At 67.3% G+C, this 16103-nt stretch carries 14 protein-coding genes; 5 read left to right on the plus strand and 9 right to left on the minus strand.

The window, feature by feature from the left end; genetic code table 11:
* Positions 1-4 precede the first annotated feature (4 nt).
* Entirely contained in the window at positions 5-1063 is a 1059-nt protein-coding gene (locus QT382_RS15940; RefSeq protein ID WP_289255077.1) for a Gfo/Idh/MocA family protein, read from the minus strand.
* Between the two features lie 134 nt (positions 1064-1197).
* On the opposite strand from QT382_RS15940, the gene lysS reads away from it, so the two are divergent.
* Positions 1198-2712: a lysine--tRNA ligase gene (gene lysS, locus QT382_RS15945; protein ID WP_289255078.1), complete on the plus strand. Its 1515-nt coding sequence runs from the start codon at positions 1198-1200 to the stop codon at positions 2710-2712.
* Between the two features lie 66 nt (positions 2713-2778).
* Here the strand turns inward: lysS and QT382_RS15950 are convergent, their stop codons facing one another.
* The 8 genes from QT382_RS15950 to QT382_RS15985 all read right to left on the minus strand — a co-directional run bounded on the left by QT382_RS15950 (position 2779) and on the right by QT382_RS15985 (position 9959).
* Positions 2779-3234 carry a hypothetical protein gene (locus tag QT382_RS15950; protein WP_289255079.1) on the minus strand — a complete coding sequence of 152 codons (456 nt, stop codon included), beginning with the start codon at positions 3232-3234 and terminating at the stop codon, positions 2779-2781.
* 199 nt (positions 3235-3433) lie between these two features.
* The gene (locus QT382_RS15955) at positions 3434-3922 is read right to left on the minus strand and encodes a response regulator (protein ID WP_289255080.1); all 489 of its coding nucleotides are present in this window, start codon (positions 3920-3922) and stop codon (positions 3434-3436) included.
* 64 nt (positions 3923-3986) lie between these two features.
* Positions 3987-4778 (minus strand): enoyl-CoA hydratase, encoded by a 792-nt coding sequence (locus QT382_RS15960; RefSeq protein WP_289255081.1) that lies wholly within the window; start codon positions 4776-4778, stop codon positions 3987-3989.
* Positions 4775-5869, minus strand: coding sequence for a DUF3108 domain-containing protein (locus QT382_RS15965; RefSeq protein WP_289255082.1), 1095 nt, complete (start codon positions 5867-5869; stop codon positions 4775-4777). Before QT382_RS15965 ends, QT382_RS15960 begins: the two co-directional genes overlap by 4 nt.
* A complete protein-coding gene (locus tag QT382_RS15970; protein WP_289255083.1) occupies positions 5854-7587 on the minus strand; it encodes a M61 family metallopeptidase in 1734 nt (577 codons plus the stop codon). Before QT382_RS15970 ends, QT382_RS15965 begins: the two co-directional genes overlap by 16 nt.
* A 3-nt stretch (positions 7588-7590) precedes the next feature.
* The gene (locus QT382_RS15975) at positions 7591-8049 is read right to left on the minus strand and encodes a DUF3429 domain-containing protein (RefSeq protein WP_289255084.1); all 459 of its coding nucleotides are present in this window, start codon (positions 8047-8049) and stop codon (positions 7591-7593) included.
* Between the two features lie 8 nt (positions 8050-8057).
* The gene (locus tag QT382_RS15980; RefSeq protein ID WP_289255085.1) at positions 8058-8789 is read right to left on the minus strand and encodes a DsbC family protein; all 732 of its coding nucleotides are present in this window, start codon (positions 8787-8789) and stop codon (positions 8058-8060) included.
* Positions 8790-8843: 54 nt separating this feature from the next.
* Positions 8844-9959 carry an FAD-dependent monooxygenase gene (locus QT382_RS15985; protein WP_289255086.1) on the minus strand — a complete coding sequence of 372 codons (1116 nt, stop codon included), beginning with the start codon at positions 9957-9959 and terminating at the stop codon, positions 8844-8846.
* Positions 9960-10061: 102 nt separating this feature from the next.
* Here QT382_RS15985 and ychF point away from each other — a divergent pair, with 102 nt between their 5' ends.
* The 4 genes from ychF to rpoH all read left to right on the plus strand — a co-directional run bounded on the left by ychF (position 10062) and on the right by rpoH (position 16047).
* A complete protein-coding gene (gene ychF, locus QT382_RS15990; RefSeq protein ID WP_289255087.1) occupies positions 10062-11153 on the plus strand; it encodes a redox-regulated ATPase YchF in 1092 nt (363 codons plus the stop codon).
* Between the two features lie 94 nt (positions 11154-11247).
* Positions 11248-14403 carry a CHASE domain-containing protein gene (locus QT382_RS15995; protein ID WP_289255088.1) on the plus strand — a complete coding sequence of 1052 codons (3156 nt, stop codon included), beginning with the start codon at positions 11248-11250 and terminating at the stop codon, positions 14401-14403.
* 30 nt (positions 14404-14433) lie between these two features.
* Positions 14434-14955, plus strand: coding sequence for a chemotaxis protein CheW (locus QT382_RS16000; RefSeq protein ID WP_289255089.1), 522 nt, complete (start codon positions 14434-14436; stop codon positions 14953-14955).
* A 183-nt stretch (positions 14956-15138) separates the two neighbouring features.
* The gene (rpoH, locus tag QT382_RS16005) at positions 15139-16047 is read left to right on the plus strand and encodes an RNA polymerase sigma factor RpoH (protein WP_289255090.1); all 909 of its coding nucleotides are present in this window, start codon (positions 15139-15141) and stop codon (positions 16045-16047) included.
* Positions 16048-16103: the final 56 nt, after the last annotated feature.

Genomic DNA, 16103 nt, shown 5'->3' on the forward strand with positions numbered 1-16103 from the left:
TTGTTCAGAACACCAGGGGCAGGCCGACACGCTGGCCGTCGCGGGCGCTGCGGTAGGCGGCGATCAGGATTTCCAGCGAGCGCAGGCCTTCGTAACCATCGACCTCGGCATGGGCCTCGCCGCGCAGCGTGCGGATCACGTTGTCGTAATAGAGCGGATGGCCAGGGCCGTAGACGCTGCCGGTCTCGTAGTTGCCGGACAGCGCCTCGGCGTCCTCGGGCTTGGACTCGGCAAAGGCCCAGTGCTCGATCTTGTTGACCGCCGTGCCACCGATCCGCACCGTGCCCTTCTCTCCCAGGATGGTGATCGAGCCCTCCAGGTTTTGTGGCCAGGTCAGCATGGTGACGTTGATGGACGCCAGGCCGCCATGGCGCAGGCGCAGGCTCATCACGCCGGTGTCCTCGGCCTCGATGTCGCGGCCCAGCGTGGCGGTGTAGGCATGGACGTTGTCCACGGGGCCGACCAGCCAGTCCAGCAGATCCACATAGTGGCTGGCCTGGTTCATGAAAGCGCCGCCATCCAGGTCCCAGCGGCCGCGCCAGGGGGCCGCGTCGTAGTAGCTCTGCGGCCGGGTCCAGAACACATTGACCGTGCTCAGGTAGATGCGGCCGAAGCGGCCTTCGTCGATGGCCTGCTTGACCCGCTGCACCGTGCTGTTCAGCCGGTTCTGCTTGACCACGAACAGCTTTACCCCGGCATCGCGGCAGGCCTGGACCATGGCCATGCCCTGCTCGAACTTGGTGGCCATGGGCTTCTCGCTGAGCACATGGCGGCCGGCGGCGGCGACTTGGATGGCCTGCTGGGGATGCAGACCCGAGGGCGTGGCCAGCACGACCACGTCGGCGTCCGAGCCCGCCAGCAGCGCCTCCAGCGACGCGAATCCGGCGGCACCAGTGGTCGCCACGGCGGCCTGCAGGGCCTCGGGGCGGTTGTCGCAGACCGCCACCAGCTCGGCCCGCTCGCCATGGGCGGCGATGGCTTCGACATGGTTCTTCGAGATGCGGCCACAGCCCACCAGGGCGAAGCGGATCTTGCGGTCGAGGATGGGCAATGGACGAGGCATGGAACTCGCGGCAACGAGGCGAAGCGGGGGATTCTACGAGGGGGCTCTTCAAGCGCCTTGCGCTTCAGAGAAGACTCATATCGCGAAGCGATGTGATGTCGGAACTAAAATCGCTGGAAATTCAACGAGTTGCCATGAGCCAGTCGCAAGAAACGCAAGCCGCCCCCGCCCAGGACGAAAACCAGCTGATCACCGAGCGCCGCGAGAAGCTGGCCCAGCTCCGCGCCAAGACCTCGGTCCCCTTCCCCAACGATTTCAAGCCCCAGCACCGCGCCCTGCCGCTGCAGCAGCGCCATGGCGACGTGGCCAATGAAGAGCTGGAGCCGCAAGCCATCGCCGTGACCGTGGCCGGCCGCCTGATGCTCAAGCGCATCATGGGCAAGGCCTCGTTCGGCACGCTGCAAGACGCCACCGGCCGCATCCAGCTCTTCGTCACCAAGGACGGCGTCGGCGAGGAAAGCTACGACGAGTTCAAGCACCTGGACCTGGGCGACATCGTCGGCGCCGAGGGCACGCTGTTCCGCACCAAGACCGGCGAACTGTCGGTGCGAGTCTCCAAGCTGCGCCTGCTGACCAAGAGCCTGCGCCCGCTGCCAGACAAGTTCCACGGCATGGCCGACCAGGAGCAGAAGTACCGCCAGCGCTATGTGGACCTGATCACCGACGAGGCGGCACGCGCCCGCTTCGTGGCCCGCTCCAAGGCCGTGTCCTCGATCCGCAGCTACATGGTCGAGCATGGCTTCCTGGAAGTCGAAACGCCGATGCTGCACCCGATCCCGGGTGGCGCAAACGCCAAGCCCTTCATCACCCACCACAACGCCCTGGACCAGGAGATGTACCTGCGCATTGCGCCGGAGCTCTACCTGAAGCGCCTGGTGGTGGGCGGTTTCGAGCGGGTGTTCGAGATCAACCGCAACTTCCGCAACGAAGGCATTTCGGTTCGCCACAACCCCGAGTTCACGATGATGGAGTTCTATGCGGCCTACTGGACGCACCATGATCTGATGGACTTCACCGAGGAAGTGCTGCGCCACGCCGCCCGCGCTGCGACCGGCAATGCCCGCGTGACCTATGCCGGCAAGGAAGTGCACCTTGACCAGCCCTTCGCCCGCCTGTCGGTGCGCGATTCGCTGATCCAGGTGGCTGGTCTCACCGCTGCCGAGGCCGATGACGCCGAAGTCTTGAAGGCCCGCATCAAGGCCGCCGGCGAGGACGTGCACGCGCACTGGAGCCTGCCCGAGCTGCAATTCGGCCTGTTCGAGGCCGTGGTGGAAGAAAAGCTCTGGCAGCCGACCTTCATCATCGACTACCCGGTCGAGGTCTCGCCACTGGCCCGTGCCTCGGACACCAACCCCAAGATCACCGAGCGTTTCGAGCTCTTCATCACCGGCCGCGAGTACGCCAATGGCTTCTCCGAGCTGAACGACGCCGAAGACCAGGCCGCCCGCTTCCAGGCGCAAGTGGCCAATAAGGATGCGGGCGACGAAGAGGCGATGTTCTACGACGCCGACTTCATCCGCGCGCTGGAATACGGCATGCCCCCGACCGGCGGCTGCGGCATCGGCATCGACCGGCTGATGATGCTGATCACCGATTCGGCCAGCATCCGCGACGTGATCCTGTTCCCGGCGCTGCGCCGCGAAGCCTGATTGCACTTGCCCAATGGAAAAGGCGCCCCGCGGGGCGCCTTTCTTCATTCAAAAACCGGCGTCGGCTTACTTGCCGGCGTAGACCGGGCTGCCGGTCAGGCCGGGCTGAGCCGGCGTGGCCGGCACGCCGACGGGCGTCTGCAGAGCGGCCAGCTCGCCGGTTTCACGGGCGCGCTGCAATTCAGCGACGACTTCGGCGCGGCTCTTGGCCGACTTGGTGGCGATGCCGCTCACCAGGGTGCCGACACCAGCTTGCTGGGCTTGCAGGGCGGCCAGTTCGCCGCTCTTGCGTGCGTTCTGCAGTTCGGCCGACACCTCGGCCTGGGTCTTGGCCGAGCCGGCCTTGATGGGCAGCAGGTAGCCGAGGCCGTTGGAACCAGCTTGCACAGCCGCCAGTTCGCCGCTGGCCTGGGCGCGGGTCAGTTCGGCAATGACTTGCTCACGGGTGGTCTCGGCCGAAGCGGCGCCGGCGAACAGCAGGGCCGACAGGGTGGCGACGGTGATTTGCGACAGCTTGCTCATGATCGAATCCTTTCCAGTTGGACCCGCTTGTCGGGTCCGGGGGTTGTTGGACTCGGCGACTTCGCTTCGTCCATGGCCCACACTGTAAAAATTCGGCCTACGGGAAAACACCAGCAGGAATGGAAGGGGTCATTCCTGATTTGCAAACAATCGCGCTATTGAACTTTGACTGCCGCGGCACAAGCAAGAGTCGATGGCCTCAGCCGGCGGCTTCGACGATGTCCCGGTAGTTGCGCAGCGCGAGCAGGCAGATGCGGTTCAGCTCGGCGTCGGTCAGCTGGGTCTTGAGGCAGTAGCCGTTCACGTCATAGCGGCGCAGCAGCTCGTCCTCGCTGAGCAGGCCCGGCTGGCCGGTGCGGATGATGATGCGGGCACGGTGGTTGTTCAGCTCGCGCCGGATCCGCTCGACCAGCAGCAGGCCGGCCATCTCGGTCTCCATCACCACGTCCAGCAGCAGCATGCCAATCTCGGGCTGGTCGCGCAGCGCCTGTTCGCCCTCGGCGGCCGAATAGGCGTGCAGCAGACGCACCGAACGTCCTTCCAAGCGACGGCCCTGCATCAAGAGACGGGTCACTTCGTGGACGCCTTCATCGTCATCGACGACCAGGATGTTCCAGGGCGGCGCCAGGTCGGGCGCGACCTGCTCATCTTCTTCATCCAGCACGAGCAGATCGTCGTCGTCGTTCACGCGCTTCCCTCCAGGCTGTCGGTCGATGCGCCGGCGCCTTGGAGCGCGCCGGCTGGCGACGATATTACTGCTGCTTGAACTGCGGCGAACGCTTCTCTAGGAAGGCCGACATGCCCTCGCGCTGGTCATCCGTGCCAAACAGCGCATGGAAGTAGCGCCGCTCGATGGCCACACCATCGGTCAGCGGCCCCTGGAAGGCCAGGTTGACCAGCTCCTTGATCAGCATGACTGAAGGGCCGCTGAAGCCGTTGATGGTCTCGGCGGCGGCCAGGGCCTCTTCCATCAGCTTGTCAGCCGGCACCACGCGCGACACCTGGCCGGCACGCTCGGCCTCCGCGGCGTCCATCATGCGGGCGGTCAAGAGCATGTCCATGGCCTTGCTCTTGCCCACGGCGCGCGGCAGACGCTGCGTGCCACCGGCACCGGGGATGATGCCCAGCTTGATCTCGGGCTGGCCGAACTTGGCCGTGTCGGCGGCGATGATGAAGTCGCACATCATCGCCAGCTCGCAGCCACCGCCCAGGGCGAAACCGGCCACTGCAGCGATCACCGGCTTGCGCACCTGCAGGATGGTTTCCCAGTTCTTGGAGATCAGGCCGCTCTTGAAGGCGCTCATGAAGTTGTGCGGCAGCATGGTCGGGATGTCGGCGCCGGCAGCGAAGGCGCGCTCGGAGCCGGTCAGCACGATGCAGCCTATGCCGTCATCGGCGTCGAAGGCCAGCAGGGCCCGGCCGAGCTCGTCCATCAGCTGGTCGTTCAGCGCATTCAGCTGCTTGGGACGGTTCAACTGGATCAGGCCGGTCTTGCGCGCGCCCTCGCCGCGCACCTCGGTCAGGATGCATTCGTAATCGCTCATGGTCGGGACTCCTTCTTGATGGATGGAACTATAGGGTCGGGCGCCGCCTGCAGCGGAGGGCTCTTGAGCAGCAGGTCGACGAAGGTCTGCTCGTCCTGGCGGATGCGCAGCCGCACTGGCAGCCACTGCAAGGTGGGCGCCAGCCAGATCTCGGCGCTGAGGTCGCCGCCGCTGATCGGCCGGGTTGGACGCAGATGCCAGGTGGCAATCGGCCCCATCGGCGTGTCAATGATTTCCTCGCCGGTCACCTCGTAGCGCCAGTCGCCGTACTGCCGCCGCGGCAGGGCCAGCGGAATCGTCACCACATGGCCGACGCGGGCCGGTTCGCGGCCGGTCAGGAACAGCCAGGTCAGCTGGACGAACTGGCTGGACGAGTCCTGGACCTCCAGCGGTGTCGGCTCGGTTCGACCGCCGGCCAGCTGGACCTGGCCAGGCCTGAACGTCAGCGTCGTGCGGCGCCGCTCGCGAAAGATGATCTTGGTGTCTTCGTCATAGCGCCTTGGCGAGATGCCGCGTGGGCCCAGCTCGCCCTCACTGCTCATGCGCCGGGTGATGAAAGGCGTCAGCCGCGGGCCTACGCCAACATCCAGGTGGACCTGGTAGCGACGGCCCTGGCGTATCCATTCAACCTGCGCGTCGCCATGCACGTCGCCGTTGTAGAAGCCGTAGAGCGAGTAGCTGAGCCGGGTCGAGGCCGGCCACTCGGGACCGGGCTCGTCGGACTCGGCCGCGCTGGCGGCGGGCGCCGGCACGGTGCCCGTCAGCTCCGGCGCCATGGCGACCTGGGGCGGCAGTGACTCCATCACCGGAACCGGCTCAGGCTGCACCGCACTGGCAGGCAGAGCCGGCACCGACAGGGGCGGTGTGAGCTCCTGCCGCGGCGGGCGAGCCACCGCCCGGCCTCCGACCGGCGCCGCCATCTTCAGCTCGCGAACAAAGGCCGCCTGCATACGCGGCGGCATTTCCTCCAGCGCGCTCCAGCGCTGGAATTCAGCCTGCAGCCGATCGACCAGAATCCAATGCAGCAGCAGCACCAGCAGGGCCAGCGAGGCAAAGCTCCAGCGCCTGATGGGGCTCAGGCGCCGAGCCATGCGTGGCGCAGCGTCTGGGCCCGGGCGGCCACCTTGTCCGCCACGGTCAGGCCGACCGCGCCGACCTGGCCCGCGGTGGCCGGAGGCAGGTTCAGGCTCAGGCTCAGCACCCGCTGCTCACGCGCCAGCAGCAGGTTGAGCTTGAGCGGATCCCGCGTGTCCAGCAACAGCGGGATCTCGTCAAGCTTGCGCAGCCGCCAGCCATTGCAGGCCAGCAGCTCGTCACCGGCACACAGGCCCGCCTCGGCCGCGGCGCCGCCAGCCAACACCTGCTTGATCTGCAACCCCTGGCCCAGCTTGAGGCCCAGCTTCTGCTCGAGCAGGACCGGTTCATGCGCCCAGTGGACGCCCATGTGGTCCAGCAGGCTGGCCAGCGGCGGGTCCTCACGGCCGTGCACCCATTGCCGCAATTCCTCGGCGGCGGCCGGGCCACCCAGCTCGGCCACGGCGTCCAGGATCTGGGTCTCGCTGACCGGCCCACCGCCGCTGCGCTGCCAGAGCAGCCGCATCACCTCGTCCAGGCTGGCTTGGCCGCTGCTACGCAGGCTCAGGTCCAGCGCCAGGCCCACCAGGGCACCCTTGCCGTAGTAGCTGACCGTGGCATTGGGCGTGTTCTCGTCCGGCCGGTAGTACTTGGTCCAGGCCTCGAAGCTGGCCTCGGCCAGGCTCTGCACCTTGCGGCCGGGCGTGGCCAGCATGCCGTTGATGGCGGTGGCCAGCAGCTTCAGGTAGCGGCCTTCGTCGACCAGGCCGCTGCGCACCAGGAAGAGCTCGTCGTAATACGAGGTAAAGCCCTCGAAGAACCACAGCAGCTCGGTGTAGTTCTCGGCGTCGTAGTCGTAGCGGGCCAGCTCGACCGGCCGCAGGCGCTTGACGTTCCAGCTGTGGAAATACTCGTGGCTGATCAGGCCCAGCAGGCGCACCTGGCCGTCGCCCAGCTCGCGGCTGCCCAGCCGCGGCAGGTCGCGCCGGGCGGCAATCAGCGCCGTGCTGGCGCGGTGTTCCAGGCCGCCGTAGCCCTCTTCCACCGCGTTCAGCATGAACACATAGCGCTGGAAGGGCAACTCGGCGCGCTTGGGATGACGGCCATGCCAGAAGGCAATCTGGGCGGCGCAGAGGCGGCGCGTGTCCTCGATCAGCCGGTCGCCATCGAATACCGGCAAGGCGCCGGCGACGATGAACTCATGCGGCACGCCTTCGACCTCGAACTGGCCGCGCCAGAAACGGCCCAGCTCGAACGGATGATCGACCAGCTCGTCGTAGTCGGCCGCCATGTAGCAGCGGCCGTCGAAGGCCAGGGCCGTGCCGACCTCCCAGCCTTCGGGCAGGCCGGCCAGGGTCAGCCGTTGGGGCTGGGCTTCGAAGCCTTCGGCGCGCAGGCACAGGCTGCTCGGATTGAAGAAACCGCGCTCGGCGGCCAGGTAGGCGGCCCGCACCGAGCTGTCGAAGGCATAGACCCGATAGCGAAGCACGAGCGGCTCGTCGGCCAGGTTTTCGGCCTGCCAGCGGTTCTTGCTCAGCTGGCGCAGCTTCACCGGCTGGCCCTGCTGCTCGGCGCGCAGCGAGCTGAGGTGGCGCGAGAACTCGCGCACCAGGTAGCTGCCGGGAATCCAGACCGGCAGGCTGAAGCATTGCCCGGCCTGCGGCCGCTCCAGCCGCAGCTCGACCTGGAAATGGTGGCTGGCGACGTCCTCGACCGAGATCAGGAAGTCGACCATGGATCAGACCCCGGCCGCGGCAATGAAGCAGCACAGCGCTGCAATCATGGACAGGCGGAAACGCAGATTCAGCCAGGCGCTGGCACCCAGGGCCGGATAGCTGCGGCGGTCCACCAGGTAGCAGACGATCAGCATCACACCGTGGATCACGAGGCCGGCATAGGCCGGCATCAGCGTGGCGATGGCGGCGACCACGCTGGGCACCACGCCCCAGATAAAGGGCTGCGGCGAAGGCACGGTCTGGCGGAACGCGAGGCCCCAGTGGATGCCGCCCAGGAAGGAGACCACGCTGCCGGCATAGATGGACAGGCCCAGCGTTGCGTAGGTGTGGGCTTCGTCGTTGTAGCCCAGCAGCAGCCAGACCAGCAGCATGCCCAGCACGAAGGGCACGAGGCCGAGGTAGCCCAGGCGGGCGGCGACAGGGTTCAGCGGCAGGCTCATCGGCAGCGTGGCGGTGGTCATCGCTGCCTTCAGGACTTGCTGCCGCTCACCAGGGCCTGCAGCCGGCGCTCGATCTGCTCGGCATTGATGGCACCCGGCACGCGCGTGCCGTCCTCGAACAGGATGGCCGGCGTGGCGTTGACATGGTGCTTGCGGGCAAAGGCCTGGTTGCGCTCAATGGCCGAGTCGTCGCAGGCACCGGCGGCAACGCGCACCGGCGGCACGCCGTCCAGCATCCAGTTGCGCCAGCTGTTGGTCTGCTCCTTGGCACACCAGATCGAGCGCGCCTTGTCGGGCGAATCGCCGCCCAGGATGGCGACGACGAAGGTATAGACCGTCACGTCCTTGAGGTCCTGCAGCGAGCGCTCCAGGCGCTTGCAGTAGCCGCAGTTCGGGTCGGCGAACACGGCGATGCGGCGCTTGCCGTTGCCGGTCTTCCAGACCACGGCATCCTTCAGCGGCAGCAGCGAGAAGTCGATCTGGTTGAGCTTGCTGATGCGCTCGTCGGTCAGGTTCTTCTTGCTCTTCAGGTCGATCAGCTCGCCCTCGATCAGGAACTGGCCGGTGGCATCGGTGTAGCGGATCTCATTGCCATGGCGAACTTCCCACAGGCCCGGCATGGGCGAAAGCCGGACCTCGTCGGGCTTGGGGAAGTTGGGCACCTTCTCGGCCAGGCTCTTGCGGATCACGGCCTCGTTGGCCAGGGCCCCTATGGACAGCGTGGCCAGAACAACAGCCAGACCCAGACTCTTGATGAACATGTTGTATTCGGTTCCCTGAATGAGCTCGTAGGAGTGAAGGCGGTGGGCCCGGGCTCAGCGGCCCAGTGCCTGGCCGGCCAGCAGGCGCTTGAGCGGCGGCAGGCGGTTGAGCGCCTTGAGGCCCTGGTTGCGCAGCAGCCGCAAGGCCGGCGCCTCGCTGGCAAACAGGCGCTGCAGGCCATCGGTCAGCTGGCCCATGGCCAGCGTGGGCAGCAGGCGTTCCCGCGCGTAGCGACGCAGCAGGCGGGCATCGCCGAGCGAGCGCCACTGCTCGCGCTGCGACAGCACGCGGGCCAGGCAGGCGGCGTCGGCCAGGCCCAGGTTCAGGCCCTGGCCGGCCAGCGGATGCACCAGGTGAGCGGCATCGCCGACCAGCACCCAACCTTCGCCCGACACGGACGAGGCCTGAGCCAGACTGAGCGGCCATGAGGCACGCGCGCTGGCCAGCTTCAGGCGGCCTGCCGCTTCACCGCTGGCCTCGTTGAGCGCGGCCTCGAAGCTGGTTTCGTCCATGGCCAACAGTTCGGCCGCCCGCTCGGGCGACACCGACCAGACCAGGCCGAAGCTGTGCTCGGGCTGAGGACGGTCAAAGGGCAGCAGGGCCAGCACCTCGGGCGCACGGAACCACTGGTGGGCCAGCCCCAAATGCGGCCGGCTGGCAACCAGCCGCGCGGCCACGCCATGCTGCTCGTAGGGCTTGAGATCGAAGCGCACGCCATGGGCGGCACGGGCGTTCGAGTAGCGGCCTTCGCAGATCGCCTCCAGCTCGGCTTCGACCGGCTGGCTGACCCGCTGGATATGGGGCGAATAACGGACAGCGCCGGCCAGTTGCTGGTCCAGCGCCGCGGCATCGACGATGAAGGCCAGCTCGCTGCGGCCCTGCTGCCAGGCCGAGAAATCGAGCCGGGCGTCGTCCTGGTCGCCGCGTATCGCCATGTCGTAGACCGGCGTGCGGGCCTCGGGCGGCAAGGCCTCCCAGACCTTGATTTCCTTCAGCAGCGCGACCGCCTCGGCATTGAGAGCGTAGGTGCGCACGTCGTCGGCCCGCGGAGCCTCGTCGGCGCCCAGCAGCGCGACCTGCAGCCCCTGGGCGGCCAGGGCCAGGGCCAGGCTGCGGCCGACCGCGCCGTCGCCACGCACCAGGACCCCGAATCGCTGCTTGCTTTCCATGCGCGGCATTGTAGGCGTCGGGATTACCCGGGTCGGCCCGGCTAAAATCACGCCCTTCCCTGCAGCATCGGCCGCCGCCGAGCCCAAAGAAAGCCCCCCGCCATGAGCCTCAAATGCGGCATCGTGGGCCTGCCCAACGTCGGCAAGTCCACCCTGTTCAACGCCCTGACCAAGGCCGGCATCGCCGCCGAGAACTACCCGTTCTGCACGATCGAGCCCAATGTGGGCGTGGTCGAGCTGCCCGACCCCCGCCTCAACCAGCTGTCCGACATCGTCAAGCCCGAGCGCGTGGTGCCGGCCATCGTCGAGTTCGTCGACATCGCCGGCCTGGTGGCAGGTGCCTCCAAGGGCGAAGGCCTGGGCAACCAGTTCCTCTCGCACATCCGCGAGACCGACGCCATCGTCAACGTGGTGCGCTGCTTCGACGACCCGAACGTGATCCACGTCAACGGCAAGGTCGACCCGATCTCCGACATCGAGGTGATCCAGACCGAGCTGTGCCTGGCCGACCTGGGCACGGTCGAGAAGAGCCTGCACCGCTACAACAAGGTGGCCCGCGCCGGCGACAAGGAAGCCATCGCCCTGGTCAAGGTGCTGGAGAAGTGCCAGGCCGCACTGAATGAGGCCAAGCCGGTGCGCGGCATCGACTTCAGCAAGGAAGAGCGCGTCATCCTCAAGCCGCTGTGCCTGATCACGGCCAAGCCGGCCATGTTCGTCGGCAACGTGGCCGAGGACGGCTTCGAGAACAACCCCTTCCTGGACCGCCTCAAGGAGTACGCCGCCGCCCAGAACGCGCCGGTCGTGGCCATCTGCGCCAAGACCGAGGCCGAGCTGTCGGAAATGGACGACGAGGACAAGGCCATGTTTCTGGCCGAGATGGGCCAGGACGAACCGGGCCTGAATCGCCTGATCCGCGCCGGCTTCAAGCTGCTGGGCCTGCAGACCTACTTCACGGCCGGCGTCAAGGAAGTGCGCGCCTGGACCATCCACATCGGTGACACCGCCCCGCAGGCCGCCGGCGTGATCCACACCGACTTCGAGCGCGGCTTCATCCGCGCCCAGACCATCGCCTTCGAAGACTACATCCAGTTCAAGGGCGAGGCCGGTGCCAAGGACAACGGCAAGATGCGCGCCGAGGGCAAGGAATACGTGGTCAAGGACGGCGATGTGCTGAACTTCCTGTTCAACGTCTGATCCAGGCGTTGTTCCCGTCCTAAAAGCCGGCCTTGCGCCGGCTTTTTTTGTGTAGGCTCCGGCGCAGTCCGATCCGATTGGCCCGCCTGCCTCGATGCCCTACCGCAAGACGCTGCTCCGCGACATCGCCCGCACGCTGGCCGTGGCGCTGGCCTACACCATCGTGTCGCTGGCCTCGCTACAGCTGGCGATACCGCCGGACTACGCCTCGCCGCTCTACCCTTCGGCCGGCCTGGCCCTGGCGGCAGTACTGGGTTGGGGCTTCGGCGTGCTGCCGGGCATAGGCCTCGGGGCCTTTCTTGCCAATGTGCTGCTGGCCCAAGAACGCGGCCTGCCTACGCTGCTCAGCCCCGCGCTGATTGGCCTGGGTGCGATGCTGCAGGCTGGTGCCGGTGCCTGGGCGATCCGGCGCTGGGTCAGCCAACCGCTGGTGTTGTCGGAACCGCAGGACCTCGCCCGCTTCTATGCCGCCGGCGCGCTGTCCTGCCTGATCAGCCCGACGGTGGGCGCCAGCGCCCTGTTGGTGGTCGGCGCCATCCCCGGCAGCCTGTGGCTGCATACCTGGTCATCCTGGTGGGTCGGCGACACCCTCGGCCTCTTGATCGCCGCGCCGATGGCACTGACCCTGCTGGGCCAGCCTCGCAAGGCCTGGCGACCGCGCCGTCTCAGCGTGGGTCTGCCCATGTTGCTGACCACCCTGCTGCTCGCGGCCGCCACGGCGCGGGTGCTGGAATGGGATGCCCAGCGAGGGCGCTCCGTCTTCGAGCGCGAAGCTGCCAACGCCTCGAATGCGCTCGAAGCACGGCTGCGCGAGCCACTGATGGCGCTCGAATCGCTGCGCAGCCTGATGACGGTGGCGCCCCGCATCAGCCGCGAGGAATTCGCACGAGGCACGGCCAGCTTTCTGGACAACGGCCCCTTGCTGGCCATGGGCTGGGCGCCGCGCTTGCAGCGCGGCGAGCTGGCCGCCTTTGACCGCGCTGCCTTGGCCGAAGGCCTGGACGGGTTCAAGGCCCGCGACCGCGACCGACCCGGCGACCTGCAGCCGCCGCCCAATGAGGACATGCTGGCGATCCGGTTGATCGAGCCGCTGGAGCGCAACCGCGGCGCCCTGGGCGTCAACATCCGATCGATTCCGGGGCCGCGCATCGCCCTGGCCCGTGCCGAAGCGAGCGGACTGGCGAGCGCGACCGCTGGCTTCCAGCTGTCGCAGGACAAGGAGCAGAGCACTGGCGTGGTGGTCTATCAGGCACTCTACGAAGGCTCGGTGAACAGCCCGGCCGAGCGCATGGCAGCACTGCGCGGCGTGGCCTTCGCCACGCTGCGGCCGGACCTGGTCCTGAAGTCGCTGCCGGCCCATCCCAGCTACGTTCAACTCTGCCTGCTGGACGCCGATCCGGCCTCACCGCGCCGCCTGCTGGCCGGCTCGCCCCACTGCGAGAAGCCCGACCTGGCGCTTCCCCACACGCTGCGCACGCTCAGCTTCGCGGGCCGCCAATGGCAGATCCTGGCGCTGGCCCCGCAGGGCATGCCCCTGGTGGAAGGAGCCGGCGGCCTGCCGTTCGCCTTGGTCGGCCTGGTCTGCACGGCCTTGCTCGGCCTGTTGCTGCTGACCGTGACCGGCCGCGCTCGCCGGATCGAAGACCTGGTGCGAGCCAGAACGTCCGAGCTCAAGCGAGAGGTTCAGCAGCGGCAGCATGCCGCCGCCGCGCTGCAGGACAGCGAACTGAGGTTCCGCAACATCTTCGACACCACGCCCATAGGCTTGGTGATCGCCGACGCCCATGGCGTGCCGCTGGAGGCCAATCCCCATTTCTGCCGGCTGGTCGGCTATTCGCCGGACGAGCTCAAGCAAATTCGCTCGGTCACCTTCACCCACCCCGACGACCGCGCCGAAGACCTGCGACTGGGTCGCCTGCTTCTGCAGGGCAAGTTGGGCATGTACAGGCGCGACAAGCGCTACCTGCACAAGGATGGGCACCAGATCCATGTGCGGGTCACGGTCTCGGCACTGGAAGCCAGTGGCGACAGCGGTCGCCGCCTGGTCGGCGTGGTCGAGGACATCACGGACCAGCTGAAGATGGAAGAGCTGGAACGCGCGCGCGAAGCGGCCGAGGCGGCCAACCGTGCCAAGAGCGATTTCCTGTCGCGCATGAGCCATGAGTTGCGCACGCCGCTCAATGCCATGCTCGGTTTTGCCCAGCTGCTCGAGATGGACCGCGAGCACCCCTTGAGCGGCCGCCAGCAGGCCTGGACCGGCCAGATGCAGCAGGCCGGTTGGCATCTGCTGGAGATGATCGACGACACGCTGGACCTTTCGCGCATCGAGTCCGGCGCCCTGCGCCTGGATCTGGGCGCGCAGGACCTGGACTCCCTGCTGGACGCAGCGCTGGCCATGGTCGACGCCTCGGCAGCGCAGCGCAAGCTGAGTGTCGTACGCCAGGTCGACGCGGGCGCCCGCCATGTGCAGGGCGACGCCACCCGCATCAAGCAGATCCTCATCAACCTGCTGAGCAACGCGGTCAAGTACAACGTCGAGGGCGGCCGCATCGAGATCCGCGGCGAGCTGACGCCCGAGGGCCAGGTGGCGCTGAGCGTCTCCGACAGCGGCATTGGGCTCACGCCCGAGCAGCTGGCCGGCCTTTTCCAGCCCTTCAATCGCCTGGGCCGGGAGCAGAGCAACGTGGCCGGCACCGGTATTGGGCTCGTGATCTGCAAGCGCCTGGCCGAGGCCATGGGCGGCGAGCTGCGGGCAACCAGCCGGGCCGGCCTGGGCAGCCGCTTCACGCTGCTGTTGCCGGCGGCCAGTGCCGACGTCCCTGTCGAAACCAGTCGTTTCGACAGCACGGTGCAAACCCACTATTACCAGCAGCGCCGCCTGATCTACATCGAGGACAACCCGACCAATGCCGAGGTCATGCGCGGAATCCTGGCCCAGCGTCCGCAGATCAGTTGGGAGCTTTGCGTCGACGGCCAGAGCGGGCTTGAGACCGTGCTGAGCGTGAGGCCCGACCTTGTGCTGCTGGACCTGCAGCTGCCCGACATCGATGGCCTGGAACTGCTGCAGCGGCTGCGCGCGGCAGGCGCAGCGATGCCGGTGGTGATCCTGTCAGCCAACGCGCTGCCGGAACAGATGGCCGCCTGCAAAGCCGCCGGCGCGGCCGACTACCTGACCAAGCCGGTCGACGTTCAGGCGCTGCTGACCTTGCTCGACCAGCTGTTGGCCGGGCCACCGCTTGCTTCACAATAAGGACCACCCGGCCCTTTTCCTCGACAGGACATGAGCACGTCTACCGAACTGACCACCCAATCCGCCCAGTCCCTGGCCACTGTGACCTCGAGCCTAGGCGGCTCGGCCAACGCGCCGACCCGGCAGTTCCTGACCTTCAGGATCGCCGCCGAGGAATACGGCATCGACATCCTCAAGGTCCAGGAAATCCGCTCCTACGAGGCCCCCACCCGGGTGGCCAACGCCCCGGCCTTCGTCAAGGGCGTGGTCAACCTGCGCGGCGTCATCGTGCCCATCGTGGACATGCGGATCCGCCTGGCCCAGGCCGCCGAATACACCGGGTTCACCGTGGTCATCGTGCTGAACGTGATCGGACGCGTGGTCGGCATCGTGGTTGATTCGGTTTCCGACGTGCTGGAACTGGAAGCCGCCGCCATCAAGCCGCCTCCCGAAGTCGGTGCCGCCATCGATACGCGCTTCATCACCGGCCTGGGCAAGATCGGCGAGCGCATGTTGATCCTGATGGACATTGAAAACATGGTGGCCAGCCCCGACTTTGGGCTGGTCGACTGAGCGCGCGCACAAGGTCCGGAAGGAGCTTGTGGCTGGTGAAGGTCCTGACGCGATACCAGCGGCAGGGCTGACGAATCCCCCCGCGGTTGACGGGCCTCAATGCGGGCTTTAGCACTCACCAGCCAAGAGTGCTAATATGCGCCGCAACTGATGCCCGAACTCTGACCCGAGGAGGCCATTGAGATGACCGCAACCGCCATCGCTGTCCGCGACCCCTGGGCCCTGGTGCCCTCGCTGGGCAACCTGGACGCCTATATCAGCGCCGTCAACCGCGTGCCGCTGCTGACTCCCGAAGAGGAGTCGACCTTCGCCCGTCGCCTGCGTGAGAACGGCGACCTGGAATCCGCCGGAAAGCTGGTGCTCTCGCACCTGCGCCTGGTGGTCTCCATCTCCCGCCAGTACCTGGGCTACGGTCTGCCGCATGGCGATCTGATCCAGGAAGGCAATGTCGGCCTGATGAAGGCGGTCAAGCGCTTTGATCCGGACCAGGGCGTGCGCCTGGTCAGTTACGCCATGCACTGGATCAAGGCCGAGATCCACGAATACATCCTGCGCAACTGGCGCATGGTCAAGGTCGCCACGACCAAGGCCCAGCGCAAGCTGTTCTTCAACCTGCGCTCGATGAAGCAGGCGCTGAAGGAAGGCTCGCAGCAAACCCACCGCATGACCCTCAGCGAATCCGAGGTCGAGCATGTGGCCAGCACGCTCAAGGTCAAGCGTGAGGAAGTGCTGGAGATGGAAACCCGGCTGTCCGGCGGCGACGTGGCCCTGGAGCCGCAGACCGACGACGACGGCGAGAGCTACGCCCCGATCGCCTACCTGGCGGACGAGAGCCAGGAGCCGACCCGCGTGCTGGAAGCCCAGCGCCGCGACGCCCTGGCCAGCGACGGCATCACGCGCGCCCTGGCCGTGCTCGACGAGCGCAGCCGTCGCATCGTCGAGGAGCGATGGCTCAAGGTCAATGACGACGCCTCGGGCGGCATGACCCTGCATGAGCTCGCGGCCGAGTACGGCGTGTCGGCCGAGCGGATTCGCCAGATCGAGGTGGCCGCCATGAAGAAGATGCGCAAGGCACTCGCGGAAGAAGCCTGATCCGCTCGCGCACGGAGGCCGCTCGACGGCAACAAGAAACGGCCCTCAGGGGCCGT

Source organism: Pelomonas sp. SE-A7 (assembly GCF_030345705.1).
Classification (GTDB): Bacteria; Pseudomonadota; Gammaproteobacteria; order Burkholderiales; family Burkholderiaceae_C; genus JAUASW01.

Coding starts and splice junctions, on each gene's coding strand:
- QT382_RS15970 (WP_289255083.1), bottom strand. CDS start 7,587: ATGGTCGACTTCCTGATCTCGGTCGAGGACGTCGCCAGCCACCATTTC.
- QT382_RS15950 (WP_289255079.1), bottom strand. CDS start 3,234: ATGAGCAAGCTGTCGCAAATCACCGTCGCCACCCTGTCGGCCCTGCTG.
- ychF (WP_289255087.1), top strand. CDS start 10,062: ATGAGCCTCAAATGCGGCATCGTGGGCCTGCCCAACGTCGGCAAGTCC.
- QT382_RS15995 (WP_289255088.1), top strand. CDS start 11,248: ATGCCCTACCGCAAGACGCTGCTCCGCGACATCGCCCGCACGCTGGCC.
- QT382_RS15940 (WP_289255077.1), bottom strand. CDS start 1,063: ATGCCTCGTCCATTGCCCATCCTCGACCGCAAGATCCGCTTCGCCCTG.
- QT382_RS15980 (WP_289255085.1), bottom strand. CDS start 8,789: ATGTTCATCAAGAGTCTGGGTCTGGCTGTTGTTCTGGCCACGCTGTCC.
- QT382_RS16000 (WP_289255089.1), top strand. CDS start 14,434: ATGAGCACGTCTACCGAACTGACCACCCAATCCGCCCAGTCCCTGGCC.
- QT382_RS15960 (WP_289255081.1), bottom strand. CDS start 4,778: ATGAGCGATTACGAATGCATCCTGACCGAGGTGCGCGGCGAGGGCGCG.
- rpoH (WP_289255090.1), top strand. CDS start 15,139: ATGACCGCAACCGCCATCGCTGTCCGCGACCCCTGGGCCCTGGTGCCC.
- lysS (WP_289255078.1), top strand. CDS start 1,198: ATGAGCCAGTCGCAAGAAACGCAAGCCGCCCCCGCCCAGGACGAAAAC.
- QT382_RS15985 (WP_289255086.1), bottom strand. CDS start 9,959: ATGGAAAGCAAGCAGCGATTCGGGGTCCTGGTGCGTGGCGACGGCGCG.
- QT382_RS15975 (WP_289255084.1), bottom strand. CDS start 8,049: ATGACCACCGCCACGCTGCCGATGAGCCTGCCGCTGAACCCTGTCGCC.
- QT382_RS15965 (WP_289255082.1), bottom strand. CDS start 5,869: ATGGCTCGGCGCCTGAGCCCCATCAGGCGCTGGAGCTTTGCCTCGCTG.